This window comes from Acinetobacter sp. BEC1-S18-ESBL-01, from assembly GCF_014169935.1.
Classification (GTDB): Bacteria; Pseudomonadota; Gammaproteobacteria; order Pseudomonadales; family Moraxellaceae; genus Acinetobacter; species Acinetobacter pittii.
This window is the reverse complement of the sequence record NZ_AP022302.1, coordinates 2,711,578-2,726,288: the sequence shown is the minus strand read 5'-3', so window position 1 is coordinate 2,726,288 and position 14,711 is coordinate 2,711,578. Positions and strand designations below refer to the sequence as shown.

The following is a 14,711-nucleotide window of genomic DNA, read 5'->3' as shown; positions in this document are numbered from 1 at the left end:
CACTTATGCATAAATTAAATTTTCAACTGAGCCTGCTAGTCGGGCTCAGTGTCGTTTCGAATGCAGTTTTTTCTGCACAGCAAACCACATCATATATAGCAATTTATTCCAAACCTAAATATTTAGAAATGATGGCTATGCCATATGCAAACCCTAATGCTCCTAAAGGTGGCCTATTAAGTCAGGCAGCTCAAGGAACTTTTGATAACCTTAATAGTATGAATGGGAAGGGGAATGCTACAGAAGGAGTGAATTATCTTTTTGATACCTTAATGACTCAATCACTTGATGAGGTCGGGGTTTTATATCCGCTTTTGGCACAGAAAGTGAGTTATGACCCAGAAAAAACACAATCAGTGACTTTCTATTTAAACCCTAAAGCGCGTTTTAGTAATGGGCAGCCAGTCACTGCGGCAGATGTTAAATTTAGTTTTGATGCCTATCAGACGAAGTCCAATTTAGGTTTGCAAATGTACCTTGCCGATTTGGCTAAAACAGAAGTAATAAATACTCATCAAGTAAAGTTTAGTTTTAAGTCTACACATAACCCTAAAATGCCATTCATTTTGGCAACCTTACCCATTTATTCAAAAGCAGATTGGCAAAAAAGAGATTTTAGCCGAATTACCCTACAACCGATTATTGGTTCGGGACCTTACGTGGTTGATCGAATTGATCCGGGCAGAAGCATTAGTTATAAACGGAACCCAAATTATTGGGCAAAAGATTTGCCTATTAATAAGGGGCGTTATAACTTTGACCGCTTGAGATATGTTTATTATCGAAATTGGGATATTGCTTTTGAAGGATTTAAATCTGGGCAATACACTTTGCATGAAGAAACTAATCCTAAAAAATGGGTAACTGATTACCGGTTTCCAGCCGTAAAAGCAGGGTTGGTTACTCAATATAAGTTTCGTCACCATAATCCTATTGCCACTGAAAGCTATGTTTTTAATACACGACGAAAACCTTTAAATGATATTCGTTTTAGACAAGCTTTAACCTATGCCTATGACTTTGAATGGCAGAATAAAGCTTTGTTTTATGGACAATATCAGCGCTTACAAAGTTATTTTGAAAATAGTGAATTAGCAGCAACAGGTCGACCTTCAAAACCTGAATTAGAGTTGTTAAAACCGTTATTGCCTAAGTTATCTCCACTCATGCAACAAGGTGTTTTAGCTGACTGGAAATATCCAGTGTCGGATGCAAGTGGGTTCAACCGTCAGAACTTGTTAACTGCACGGCAATTACTTATACAGGCTGGCTATAAAGTTAAAGAAGGGCAGCTATTTACACCTGAAGGAAAAAAAGTTCAGCTTGAATTTCTAATTCAGCAAGATGGTAAACAACGAACACTTCTACCTTTTATTCGTAACTTAAAAAAATTAGGTATTGCAGTTAATTTGCGTCAGGTTGATGCTCCGCAATATTTAGAACGGACTCGTCGTTACGATTTTGATATGACCACAATGAATTTGCCTCAATCTCTCAATCCGGGAAATGAACAGACTCAATTTTGGGGGAGTATCGCCGCAGCTCAGGATGGAAATTACAATTATGCTGGAATTCGCAATCCAGTAATTGATCAAGTGATTTCAAAACTCGTTGCGAGTAAAAATCGTGAACAGCAGCTTATTTGTACTCGCATTCTCGATCGATTGCTTAGAGCTGGTTATTATCAAATCCCGACCTATGGTAAAGGTGAAAACTGGTATGCTTATTGGAATATGTATCAACAACCTAAAGTTAAACCAGCACTTTCTTCTGGAATAGAATATTGGTGGAGTGATGCAAACAAGGCCCAAAAAGTTGCCAAATATTTACATCAACAATAAAAAGCAGCTGCCATAAAGGAAATCCTGTTATATGGGTTCATATATTCTCAAGCGACTTCTTTTAATGATTCCCACATTGTTTGTCATTTTATTGATTAATTTTGTGGTTGTGCAAATTGCACCGGGTGGGCCAGTTGAGCAAGCAATACATCAGGCACAAAGCGATTTGGGAATTGGCCGTGCATTGAGTGCAGAAACTTATTATCAAGGTGCTCAAGGTTTAAGCCCTGAAATGGTTGAACAAATTAAGGCTCAGTACGGCTTTGATCGTTCTGCTCCTGAACGGTTTTTCTTAATGTTAAAAGGCTATTTAACTTTAGATTTTGGACAAAGTTTCTTTAAAGATAAACCTGTTGTGCAATTGTTGTGGGAAAAAATGCCTGTTTCCATTTCACTTGGGCTGGTGAGTACTTTACTCATTTATCTCATTTCTATTCCGTTGGGAATTAAAAAGGCAAAACAGCAGGGCTCTTGGTTTGATCGCTCCACTTCTTTAATCCTCGTAGTGGGATACGCCGTACCAAGTTTTGTATTTGCCATTTTGTTAGTTGTTTTTTTTGCAGGTGGGTCTTATTTTCAATGGTTTCCACTACAAAACTTAGTCTCAGATAACTTTCATCAACTCAGTCTCTGGGGCAAAGTTAGCGATTATTTATGGCATATGACTCTGCCACTCATTACCATGGTATTAGGCGGTTTTGCCAGTTTAACCTATTTAACTAAATACTCATTTTTAGAAGAACTCAATAAGCCCTACGTTTTGGCAGCCTATGCAAAAGGGTTGGACAGCCAACAGGTCTTATATAAGCATGTCTTTCGTAATGCTATTTTAGTTGTGCTCGCAGGGTTGCCAGAAGCGTTAGCGGGCATTTTTTTTGTGGGTAACCTGTTTGTAGAAATTATTTTTCATTTAGATGGGGTGGGGTTGTTGGGCTTTGAAGCAATTGTTCAGCGTGATTATCCTGTTATTTTTGGGGTTTTATTTTTCTTTACTTTATTTAGCCTAATTTTACGTCTCATATGTGATGTATTGTACCAATGGATTGATCCAAGAATTCACTTTGATACACAAGGAGGCAAATAATGTCTCTGATTGTGCGTACACGATTACAGCGTTTTAGGCAGCATAAATTGGGCTGGGCCAGCTTTATTTTATTTAGTCTAATTTTGGTTTTGTCATTAGCCGCGGAGTTAATTGCTAACGATAAACCGCTGTTAGTGAAGTATGAAGATTCTTACTATTTGCCTGTGTTGAAAACTTATCCTGAAACGGCGTTTGGTGGGGTGTTTGAAACAGAAGCTGATTATAAAGACCCTGCTGTACAAGCGCTTATTAATACTAAGGGATGGGCAGTTTGGCCCCTCATTCAATTTTCATATCAAACTCCTAATTTAGATTTGGCAGTTCCTGTGCCATCACCACCTTCCAAGCAAAACTGGTTGGGAACAGATGATCAAGGAAGGGATGTTCTTGCGCGTATTCTTTATGGCTTAAGAGTGTCGTTGCTTTTTGGCTTAGCCTTAACCTTTTGTTCTGCTTTATTTGGAATTACCGTAGGCGCTATTCAAGGTTACTATGGTGGCTGGGTCGATTTATTGGGGCAACGTTTAGTTGAAGTCTGGAATGGCTTACCCATGCTTTTTATGGTCATGATTTTAGTGAGTATGTTTGTTCCAAATGTATATTGGCTATTTTTCATTATGTTGTTTTTCGGCTGGACCGTTTTGGTGGGCATTGTTAGGGCAGAGTTTTTAAAAGCTCGTCAGCTTGATTACGTTCGTGCAGCCCAAGTATTGGGAGTGACTGATCGTGCGATTATTTTTAGGCATATTTTGCCAAATGCGATCAGTTCGAGTTTGTCTCAGTTACCTTTTATTTTAACAACTAACATTAGCGCTTTAACTGCTCTTGATTTTTTAGGATATGGACTACCGCCAGATGCGGCCTCTTTAGGTGAATTATTACTACAAGGTAAAAATAATTTAGATGCGCCATGGCTAGCAATTTCAGGCTTTTTTAGTCTGGCGATTGTTCTTTCACTTTTAATTTATATTGGGGAGGCGGCTCGTGATGCTTTTGACCCAAGAAAATAACTTAAATCCCGCTTTAGCATTATTAAAAGTAGAGCAACTTTCGGTTCAAACTAAAGACAAAAAGGTTTTATTGGAAGATCTGAATTTTTACTTAAATGAAGGGGAAACATTGGCTATTGTGGGCGAAAGTGGTTCAGGTAAATCGATGAGCTGCTTAGCAATAATGGGCTTGCTACAAGAAAAATTAGAAATAACGGGGCAGGTCTGGATTGGACCGCAAAATATGCTTGAGCTAGATGAAAGAGCTCAATCAAATTTACGTGGTCGACAAATCGCTATGATTTTTCAAGAGCCTGCTACCGCGTTAAATCCGCTCCATCGTGTTGAAAAAATTATAGGGGAAAACCTTCTATTATCGGGTTTCTCAAAACTTGAAATTCGACAACAAATAGTTGAGCTGCTAAAAGATGTGGGAATTGTTGAACCAGAACGAATTTTAAAACGCTATCCACATGAGCTTTCTGGTGGGCAAAGACAACGTGTCATGATCGCGATGACATTGGCGCTTCGGCCTAAAATTTTGATTGCTGATGAGCCTACTACTGCATTGGATGTGGTTTTACAGATACAGATTTTAGAGCTATTAAAATCTTTGCAAAGCAAATATGGGATGGCACTTATTTTAATTAGCCATGACCTCAATTTAGTACATCGCTATGCTGAGAAACTTATTGTATTGCAAAGTGGGCGTGTAGTAGAGCAAGGTGAACTGAGCCAAATCTTTACAAATCCTAAAACAAGTTATACGGCACAGTTGTTAGATCATGACTTTGGAAGTGTAGAGTCTAGACCTGCTCAACAGAATGTTTTATCAGTTCGACAGCTCAGCGTGCAGTTTCCTATAAGAAAAGGAATTTTAAATCGCATTCAAGGGTATTTCACCGCAATAGAAGATTTGAGTTTTGATCTTGCTCAAGGTGAATCACTTGGGGTGGTGGGAGAAAGTGGTGCTGGTAAGTCATCACTGGCGATGGCTTTGGTCCGACTTATTAAAAGTGAAGGGCAGATTGTTTTTTTAGGGCAAGATTTGAATCAGTTGCAGCCAAAAGCCTTGCGTTTGATAAGATCAGATTTTCAACTTGTATTCCAAGACCCTTTTGGTAGTTTAAACCCGCGTATGACAATAGGGCAGATTATTGCTGAAGGGTTAAAGTTAAAAGCTGTGAATGAAAAAGAGGTAACCCAGCAAGTTAAATCTGCTTTGGTAAAAGTTGAATTGACTGAAGATTTTCAACACCGTTATCCTCATGAGCTTTCAGGTGGCCAACGTCAACGTGTGGCCTTAGCTAGAGCTTTAGTGGTTCAGCCTAAACTTTTAATTTTGGATGAACATACTTCGGCCTTAGATCGGACCACGCAAAAAGCCATGATCAAGTTGTTGAGACAATTACAGCAAACTGAGCAGTTAAGTTATATTTTTATTAGTCATGATCTCAATATAGTAAAAGCACTTTGCCATAAAGTGATGGTATTACGTCATGCAAAAGTTGTTGAATATCAGGAAACTGAACTCTTATTTTCTAAGCCTAACAGTGAATATACGAAACAGTTAATTAAAGCATCCTTTTAAAGATATTTTTTAATTAATTGTTTTATATAAATAAATTTTGGTTAAACTTCTAATGCAAAAAGTTGCATATTTTTATATTTTTTAAAATTGACATGTGCTATTGTCAGTTATCGATTATGACTTGACATGCCCAATAACTCATTTAAATTAGAGTAATTGCTCTAAAATTCAAAGAACAGAGGTTAACCATGAACCAGATTGCTGAACCCATCACAATTCGCAATACCACCTTTAAAAACCGAATTATTAAAGGTGCAATGAGTGAGGCACTTGCAAATTATGAAGGCCAGCCAAATGACTTACATTTGGGTTTATATGGTGCATGGGCAAAAGGTGAGCTTGGCTGTGCCATTACTGGCAACGTCATGGTAAATGCCGGCGCAAAAAATGAACCAGGTGTTGTTGTTATTGAAACTGAACGCGACCTAGAGCGCTTAAAAGAATGGGCGGCATTAGGTAAAAAATATGGCATGGTTCAGTTGATTCAATTATCGCATCCAGGTCGTCAGTGTCCAAAAGGTTTAAATAAAGAAACTGTAGCGCCTTCAGCCGTACCTTTTAGCCCAGCTTTAGCAACCATGTTTGGAACGCCACGTGAACTTACTCATGACGAAATTCTAGATATTATTAAACGTTTTGCGACAGCAGCTCACATTTGTGAAAAAGCAGGTTTTGAGGGAGTACAATTACATGGTGCTCATGGCTATTTAATTAGTCAGTTTTTATCGCCATTAACCAATAAGCGTACAGATCAGTGGGGCGGTTCAGTTGAAAATCGTAGTCGTTTTTTACTAGAGGTTTATAAAGCGGTACGTGAAGCGACTTCAGATAATTTTATCATTTCAGTGAAACTTAACTCAGCTGACTTCCAGCGTGGTGGTATTAGCGAAGAAGATGTAATTTCAGTGTTTAAAGCAGTGGATGAAGCTGGTATCGATTTAATTGAAATTTCAGGCGGTACTTACGAAGCACCAGCAATGGCTGGAGCTAAGGCCGACAAACGTAAAGCAAGTACGATTGCACGCGAAGCATACTTTTTAGATTTTGCAGAGAAAATCCGCCAGCATGTTAAGTGTAAACTCATGGTGACAGGCGGTTTCCGTACTGTAGAAGGCATGAATGCCGCACTTGAAAGTGGTGCATGTGACTTTATTGGTATTGCTCGTCCATTTGCAGTAGAAACTGATTTAACTGAGCGTTTAATTGCAGGGCAAGATGTTCGCTATGCAGTAAAACCAATTAAAACAGGCTTACCATTTGTTGATAAGATGGCAATTATGGAAATTATTTGGTATGCAGCTCAATTTAAAACGATTGGCAAAGGTAAAAAGCCAAATCCAAAACTTTCACCACTGGTAGTGTTTTTCAATTACGCCAAAGGCAATATTAAAGCGGTGATTCAAGGACAAGTTAATTCACGTAAGTCTGCATAATTCTAATACGCCATTTCAATAACTGAAATGGCGTATTTGTTTTAGAACGTATAGCTCATACCTAATTGAACAGTACGTGATTCACCCGGATATACATATAGATTGAAAGCACTTTCATCATAAACTTTGTCAAAAAGATTTTTCAGATCTAAGTTAATACGAAGTTTTGGTGTTGCCTGATAATAAGAAACTAAATCTGTAACAGCATAACCTTTCATTGTGTAAGTACTATTGGCTGTTTGACCTGCACGTTTATCAATATATTTTTGATTAATGCCCAGACCTAGGCCTTGTAAAGGGCCATCCTGAAATTCATAGATATTTAAAAGATTAAAACTATTCTTTGGAATATTGGCTAAAGTGGTTCCTTTTTTCAAAGTATTATCTTTGCTGACTTCTGCATCTGTATAGGCATATCCACCAATAATTTTCCAAGCTGGAGTGATTTGCCCTGCAACATTTAGCTCAATACCTTGGCTACGAACTTCACCAGCAGCAACTTTATAGGCTGAATCTACAGGATCGAGAGTTAAGACATTTTCTTTTTTTGCATAAAAAATCGCAGAGTCAACCGATAGCATATTGTCGAGTGCTTGCCATTTAAAGCCTAACTCGTAAGCCATGCCTTCCTCTGGGTCAAATCCCTCTCCATTACGGCTAGCACCAGTGTTAGGTTTAAAAGATTTTGCAGCATTGCTATAGATTGAAAGGTCATCACGCGCTTTAAAAACTAAACCTAAACGCGGAATAAATGCGTCATGACTGGTATTCCAGTTTGCAGTATTCGGTAAAAGATTTTTGTAATCATGTTCGTAGTGCTCAAAACGTAAACCCACTAGTGCACTTAAACGCTCATTTAAATCGATTTGGTCTTGTACAAAAAGGGCAGTTGTTTTTAAATTTTCACGGTCATGGGTCGTAATGTTTTTAAGCTCGGGTAGAGGTTGGCCTAAAACTGGATCATAAATATTGATCGGGTAGTTATTTGACTTAGCATCTGAACGAATAATATATGACTTATAATCATAGTTTTCATATTCAAGCCCAGTCACTAAAGTATGAGCTAGACCTAAAAGTTGGAAATTACCTGTTAGATTAATTTGGGCATCGGTATCTTGCCATTTTAATTCGCGATAGTTGTAATTTCGGTTTAAAGTTTCTCCGTCATCTTGAATGCCATTTGCCTCTACCGCATAGCCATGCAATTTGCCATTTAAATATTGCACACCAGCATTTAGCTTCCAGTCATTACCAAGGTCGTGCTCGACTCGTAATTGAGTCATATTGTTATCATTGTAGAGTCGGTTGTTGTATTTACCTGTTTCCCACAAATAGGTTTCGGGTGAACTATTAAAGGACTTCTGGCCTGCATAACGTGTTTGGCCACGATCAAGTGGATGTTGATTTCGTAAAATATCCGCTTCAAAAGTAACTTTTGTTGCGTCAGAAGCTTGCCATTGAATGACTGGTGCAATTCCATATCGTTTGGACTCGACATGATCGCGATAACTATCACCGCCTTCTGCAATCACATTTAGGCGATAACCAATATTTTCTGTATTAGGGATAGTACCTGTGGTATCTACCGTAGTGCGATATAAACCTTCACTACTGAGCTGAGCACCTAAAGTGGTTTGTTGCTCAGACTTCGGTGTTTTAGAAATTAAGTTAAACGTACCACCTGGGTCACCACGGCCATATAAGCTAGAAGAGGGGCCACGTAAAACGTCTACACGTTCAATAGTGTTACTATCTGGAGCATTTGGATAACCACGGTTAATCGGGAATCCATTACGATAAAATTCTCCGCTAGTGAAACCACGAAGATTAAAGCCTGTTAACCCTTGGCCGCCAAAGTTATTAGCACGAGTCACCCCGCCAGCTAAATCAAGCGCTTCAATCAAACGTGTCGCGCCAATATCTTCAATTACTTTTTGAGTAACTACACTGACAGATTGTGGTGTATCTTTTAATGCGACTTCACTACGTGTTGCGCTACTTGAACTGTCGACTTTATAAGCTTGATCGGCAGCTTGTTGGGCTTTAATCTTAATGGTAGCGAGCGTTGTTGAGGAATTATGGGTTTCTGCGAAAGTACTTGAAATACAGCATAGTTGAGCGATGCTCAGGGAGAGAAGGCGAAGCTTAAGATCCATTTAAAACCTTGTTGATAATAAATATCAGTATAAAAATAAGAATTATTATATTGTAAATCTATGTAAAGGAAATACTGGATCAGTGATATATATGTACAAGTGTATTTTATTGGGAAATACAAATGGCAAAAAATTAAACAACAAGAATTGATAAGTTTAAATAATTATAAATTACAGACTAAAATAGGGTATCAAATACATAGAACAATAGCTTTTAAAATCAATTAAATAATTTATAGCTAGCCGTTTCTAATTGTATTTTTGAAAATCAAAATAGTTTTTTATATTTATTTAGGGGAAATTCGATGTTTGCGATTGTTGGTATATTTTTAATAGCCATGATGATATTGGTAATTTTAAATGTTTTAAAGAAAGGGGAAAGCAAAAATAGAAATGTAAAACGTAACCCAATCAAGGGAAAGCGTATCATTACTATGAATGAACAACCTACTTTTATGAAACTAAAGGAAGCTTTGCCCGAACATATTATTTTGGCGCAAGTTGCTTTCAGTGCTTTTATGACAGCACAAGGATACGCGACGCGTAATTTATTTAATCGCAAAGTTGCTGATTTTGTTGTGTTGGATAAAGCGTTTAATATAGTTGTTATTGTTGAACTGGATGATTCTAGCCATAAGGGGAAAGAAAACCTTGATGCAGAGCGAGATGCTTTAATTCAAGAAGCTGGTTTTAAAGTCATACGCTATAAACGAACACCAGAATTGGCACAAATACATAGTGATTTTAATATTGCATCGAGTTCATTAGCTCAAGTTTCAATAGAACCAGATTTAACAAATACAAAGTTAGTTGCTGATGCAATAATTATTGAGAGAGATGATCCACGTGTACAACCCACTCAACATATTGATGAAGTAAAGTTGAATTCTTGATTTTGAAAATAAGAAATTTATCTCATGGATGATATTTGAAGTGAGATAAAATAATTTGGATATAGGATTCTTTATAGATAGAAAGAATATGGCGTCCCTACGGGGATTCGAACCCCGGTTACCGCCGTGAAAGGGCGATGTCCTAGGCCTCTAGACGATAGGGACGTTGAGGATGGCGGTATCTTAAGAAGCCGCCACCAAACTGTCAAGGAGGTAAGGTGACAGTTTGTTCAAAATATAGCAAAACAGTTCAGCAGTCTTCTGAGTATCGTACAAAGCAGAGTGTGCTTCTTTGCCATCGAACTCAATTCCAGCTTGAATACACGCTTTCGCAAGCACAGTTTGTCCAAACATAACAGCACTTAAAGTAACCGTATCCATCACTGAAAAGCTATGAAATGGGTTTTGGTTTTTTGTACTTGTACGCGCAATCGCCGCTTGCACAAAACCAAGGTCAAAATGAGCATTGTGGCCCACTAAGACTGCATGTGTACAATGTTGCTGTTTACGGACTTCATTCACCGATTTAAAAATACGGCGTAATGCAGTGCGCTCATCTTCAGCCATTGCAATACGCATTGGATTGAATGGATCAATACCAATAAAGTCTAGCGAACGACGATCGAGATTAGCCCCTTCAAACGGGTTAATATGTGCATGAAATGCTGGACCAGGGACAAATTGTCCCTGAGCATCATACACAATTGGAATGCACGCAATTTCTAGCAATGCATCTGTCTGGGCATTAAAACCTGCCGTTTCAACGTCAACAACAACAGGTAAGAAGCCACGAAAACGTTGGCCAATGACCGGGACAGAGGTTTCTTGTGTCACACTTTTCTCCATTGCAGCGTTTTCCCGGCATGCAGCGGGATAATTTTTTGATCATCTAAATAATCAAAAGATTCCGGAACGAGGTTATCTTCTTTTACCAAAGTAATGGTAGAAGTATTACGTGGTAGCCCGTAGAAGTCTGCACCAAAGTGGCTTGCAAAACCTTCTAAACGCTCTAGTTTACCTACTTGATCAAATGCTTGAGCATAAAGTTCAATTGCATTAGGCGCACTATAACAGCCCGCACAGCCACACGCATTTTCTTTTGCATTTTGCGAGTGAGGAGCACTATCTGTACCCAAGAAAAATTTAGGGTTACCGCTCGTTGCAACTTCAAGCAAAGTAGTCTGGTGAGTTTGACGCTTTAAAATTGGTAAGCAATAGAAATGCGGTTTAATACCACCAACCAACATATCATTACGATTAAATAATAAATGCTGAGGCGTAATCGTTGCAGCCACATTGCGGTCTTGTTCTAAAACAAAGTGTGCAGCATCGCTTGTTGTGATGTGCTCAAGTACCACTTTAAGTTTTGGAAACTGTTTTAATAACGGTGATAAAACTTCATCTAAGAAGCGTTTTTCACGGTCAAAAATATCAACGTGGTTATGAGTCACTTCACCATGAAGTAATAACGGAACTTGATGCTCTTCTAGTTGCTCAATGACTGCATAAACTTTACGGATGTCACTTACACCGTTATCAGAATTGGTGGTCGCACCTGCTGGGTAAAGTTTAATAGCATTTACATGTCCAGATTCTTTAATTTTACGAACTTCATCTGGTGAGGTGAAATCAGTAAAATAAAGCACCATACGTGGGTCAAAGTTAAGACCCTCTGGAACATGAGCAAGAATACGTTCACGGTAAGCCAGTGCTTCTTCCACAGTTTTTACAGGTGGAACAAGGTTTGGCATACAGATCGCACGAGCAAATTGTTTGGCCAAATCAGGTACAGTACGTTTTAATGCTAAACCATCACGTAAATGTGCATGCCAGTCATCTGGCTGGAGCAGGGTAATAGAGTCCAAGGCAGTTCAAACTTCGAAATAAAACAAATGATAATCGATAAAGTGTGAAAATGGTAACGAGAATTACGGACAAATGGCAAAATAAAGCGCCAGAGGCCTTAAAAAATAATGTTATATTTTGTTAATGTGTGAGAGGCAGGAATCAAGTAGTGGCAAATAGGGGAAATGTACATGAATTACTCAAAGCAAAAGAAGAAATAGAATATTTAGTAACTCTACATACCCATCGTTATGCCAATATACCTCTGCCACATCAATTAGAAAAAAAATTCTGGTGTTTAAATCTTGAGCGAACTAAACAGAATATCTCAAAATTTTTAGCAAGTGGCGTTTTAACCTATCTCATTTTCATATTGCTGGCTCTACCTACAGACTATTTGGTCATAGGGGTGCCTTATATTACTTGGGATTTTATTTACTGTTTACTTAGCGCAATTAATATTGCTTGTGCACTGCTGTTATTTTGGGTTTTTGCAAAGTTTAAAAAACTCACTGAATATTTTTATATCGCCGCATGTGGCATTGTATTTTTGACTATTATTATCAATGCAATGTTGCTCCTTAGCGTAGAAAATGTCGCTCTTAAAAACCAGTCGATGTTATTACTTTCCTTCTTATATATGCTGGGTTTTATTTTAAGCGGAATAAAGCCTCTACATATGCTTTATGTAGGTTTAACAGCAGCCTTTTGTGTTTTTTCCCTACTGATTTTATGGCAAGCGAATTGTGATTTTATTGCTTTGGGAAGAGCGCTGTTTGGAAGTTGTATTTTAGGTTTTTCAATTAGTACGATGCTTACCTCAAGAGAAAGAAGCCTTTTTTTAAATAATCAGCTTGCTGAGCTTAACGAACAGATTTTACGTATTGAAGCATCTGAATTGCTTCATTTAAGCCAGCAGGATGCACTGACGAATATCTCAAATCGACGTACTTTTGATGAGATGTTCGACTTTTTTTACTATCGTGCAAAGCAAGAAAAGCGCCCATTGGCTGTTTTATTTATTGATATCGATTTTTTTAAAAATTATAACGATTTTTATGGGCACCAAATGGGGGATAAAGTCATCTCATCTATTGCCGCTGCAATTAAAAATTCGATTCGGCATGTTGATTTTGTTGCCCGTTATGGTGGAGAAGAGTTTGTCGTGCTGTTACCGAAAACACCTGCTCAAGGCGCCTATGCCGTCGCTGCAAATATTTATAAAGCGATTGAGCGACAAGCGATTCCTCATGCAGCATCTTTAGTCTCTAAGCATGTCACGATTAGTTTAGGTTTTACTGTTTATACAGAAGGTTTTAAAGTAAATCAGGAAAAATTAATTCACGCTGCGGATCAAGCTTTATATCGGGCTAAGCAGCTTGGACGTAACCAGATTTATTATCAACCTTTGGAAGTAGCAGAACTTGTTTGAGCACAAATATTTGAAATAAAAAAGCCACCTTTGTCGGTGGCTTTTTTATTAAGTAAGAAAATTATTTTTTCTTGCTATCGAGTTGTGGTACAGCAGAACCTTGGCCGATTGAAAGCAAACCAGCATCTGTATAGATACCAAGTTTTGCACGTGTATCGGTAATGTCGAGGTTACGCATAGTTAACTGACCAATACGGTCCATTGGCGTAAACATTGAATCGCCTTTTTCCATTGTTAAACGTTCAGCTTCGTACGTTAAGTTTGGAGATTCAGTGTTCATGATGGTGTAGTCATTACCACGACGAAGTTCAAGAGTCACTTCACCAGTAATCGCTTTAGCAACCCAACGCTGTGCAGTTTCACGCAACATAAGTGCTTGAGAGTCGAACCAGCGGCCTTGGTAAAGTAAACGACCTAAACGTAAACCGTTAATGCGGTATTGTTCGATCGTATCTTCGTTATGAATACCAGTAACCAAACGCTCATAAGCAATATGAAGAAGAGCCATACCCGGTGCTTCATAAATACCACGAGATTTTGCTTCGATAATACGGTTTTCGATTTGGTCAGACATACCTAAACCATGACGGCCACCAATACGGTTTGCTTCAAGAATAAGCTCAACCGGATTGTCAAAAGTTTGACCGTTTAATGCAACAGGTACACCTTCTTCAAAACGTACAGTCACTTCTTCTGGAGTAATTTCAACTTCATCTTTCCAGAAAGCAACGCCCATAATTGGGTCAACGATTTTGATACCAGCATTTAGGTATTCAAGATCTTTTGCTTCGTGAGTCGCACCCAACATATTTGAGTCAGTCGAGTAAGCTTTTTCTTTTGACATTTTGTAGTCAAAACCGTTGTCGATCAGGAACTGTGACATTTCTGCACGGCCACCGAGCTCATCGATGAAGTTTTGATCTAACCAAGGCTTATAAATTTTAAGATTCGGGTTAGTCAACAAACCATAACGATAGAAACGTTCAATATCGTTACCTTTATAAGTTGAACCGTCACCCCAGATGTTTACATCATCTTCTTTCATTGCGGTAACTAGCATTGTACCTGTTACTGCACGACCGAGTGGAGTCGTATTGAAATAAGGAACACCACCTGTACTGATATGGAATGCACCACACTGAATTGCAGCAATACCTTCAAGCGCAAGTTGTAAGCGGCAGTCAATTAAGCGAGCTTTTACAGCGCCGTATTGTTCTGCTTTCTTTGGAATTGCATCGTAGTCATCTTCATCAGGCTGACCTAAGTTTGCAGTATATGCATAAGGTTCTGCGCCTTTTTGTTTCATCCACAATAAGGCAGCTGAAGTGTCTAGGCCTCCGGAGAAGGCAATCCCAACTTTTTTGCCTACTGGTACATGCTGCAAGATAGTTGCATTATCAGTCATTGCTAATCCTAACATTTATGAAAAAGACCCCATATAGGCGGT

The 14,711-nt window shown here is 38.4% G+C and carries 11 protein-coding genes and 1 tRNA gene; 7 read left to right on the top strand and 5 right to left on the bottom strand.

Going from position 1 to position 14,711, the window contains the following annotated elements; genetic code table 11:
• The first annotated feature begins 5 nt into the window (after positions 1–5).
• The 5 genes from H7R46_RS12870 to H7R46_RS12850 all read left to right on the top strand — a co-directional run bounded on the left by H7R46_RS12870 (position 6) and on the right by H7R46_RS12850 (position 6,938).
• Positions 6–1,841, top strand: coding sequence for an extracellular solute-binding protein (locus H7R46_RS12870; RefSeq protein ID WP_005070509.1), 1,836 nt, complete (start codon positions 6–8; stop codon positions 1,839–1,841).
• A 31-nt stretch (positions 1,842–1,872) separates the two neighbouring features.
• Entirely contained in the window at positions 1,873–2,925 is a 1,053-nt protein-coding gene (locus H7R46_RS12865; protein ID WP_005070508.1) for a microcin C ABC transporter permease YejB, read from the top strand.
• Positions 2,925–3,935, top strand: coding sequence for an ABC transporter permease (locus H7R46_RS12860; RefSeq protein ID WP_005070506.1), 1,011 nt, complete (start codon positions 2,925–2,927; stop codon positions 3,933–3,935). Before H7R46_RS12865 ends, H7R46_RS12860 begins: the two co-directional genes overlap by 1 nt.
• A complete protein-coding gene (locus H7R46_RS12855) occupies positions 3,910–5,505 on the top strand; it encodes an ABC transporter ATP-binding protein (protein ID WP_086260997.1) in 1,596 nt (531 codons plus the stop codon). The genes H7R46_RS12860 and H7R46_RS12855 overlap by 26 nt, the downstream gene beginning before the upstream one ends.
• A 188-nt stretch (positions 5,506–5,693) precedes the next feature.
• Complete coding sequence (locus H7R46_RS12850) at positions 5,694–6,938, top strand: NADH:flavin oxidoreductase/NADH oxidase family protein (protein WP_005070501.1); 1,245 nt, start codon at positions 5,694–5,696, stop codon at positions 6,936–6,938.
• A 41-nt stretch (positions 6,939–6,979) separates the two neighbouring features.
• Here the strand turns inward: H7R46_RS12850 and H7R46_RS12845 are convergent, their stop codons facing one another.
• The gene (locus tag H7R46_RS12845; RefSeq protein ID WP_005070498.1) at positions 6,980–9,094 is read right to left on the bottom strand and encodes a TonB-dependent siderophore receptor; all 2,115 of its coding nucleotides are present in this window, start codon (positions 9,092–9,094) and stop codon (positions 6,980–6,982) included.
• Positions 9,095–9,399: 305 nt separating this feature from the next.
• On the opposite strand from H7R46_RS12845, the gene H7R46_RS12840 reads away from it, so the two are divergent.
• Entirely contained in the window at positions 9,400–9,987 is a 588-nt protein-coding gene (locus H7R46_RS12840; protein ID WP_005070495.1) for a DUF2726 domain-containing protein, read from the top strand.
• A gap of 89 nt (positions 9,988–10,076) precedes the next feature.
• Here the strand turns inward: H7R46_RS12840 and H7R46_RS12835 are convergent.
• From H7R46_RS12835 to pyrC, 3 genes are all read right to left on the bottom strand, one after another.
• Positions 10,077–10,152: transfer RNA gene (locus tag H7R46_RS12835), tRNA-Glu, on the bottom strand.
• Positions 10,153–10,170: 18 nt separating this feature from the next.
• Positions 10,171–10,833 (bottom strand): ribonuclease T, encoded by a 663-nt coding sequence (gene rnt / locus H7R46_RS12830; protein ID WP_002117536.1) that lies wholly within the window; start codon positions 10,831–10,833, stop codon positions 10,171–10,173.
• Positions 10,818–11,852, bottom strand: coding sequence for a dihydroorotase (gene pyrC / locus H7R46_RS12825; RefSeq protein ID WP_005070491.1), 1,035 nt, complete (start codon positions 11,850–11,852; stop codon positions 10,818–10,820). The genes rnt and pyrC overlap by 16 nt, the downstream gene beginning before the upstream one ends.
• 149 nt (positions 11,853–12,001) lie before the next feature.
• Here pyrC and H7R46_RS12820 point away from each other — a divergent pair, with 149 nt between their 5' ends.
• A complete protein-coding gene (locus tag H7R46_RS12820; protein WP_005070488.1) occupies positions 12,002–13,264 on the top strand; it encodes a GGDEF domain-containing protein in 1,263 nt (420 codons plus the stop codon).
• Positions 13,265–13,325: 61 nt separating this feature from the next.
• On the opposite strand, the gene argG is transcribed toward H7R46_RS12820, so the two are convergent.
• A complete protein-coding gene (argG, locus tag H7R46_RS12815; protein ID WP_014206117.1) occupies positions 13,326–14,684 on the bottom strand; it encodes an argininosuccinate synthase in 1,359 nt (452 codons plus the stop codon).
• Positions 14,685–14,711: the final 27 nt, after the last annotated feature.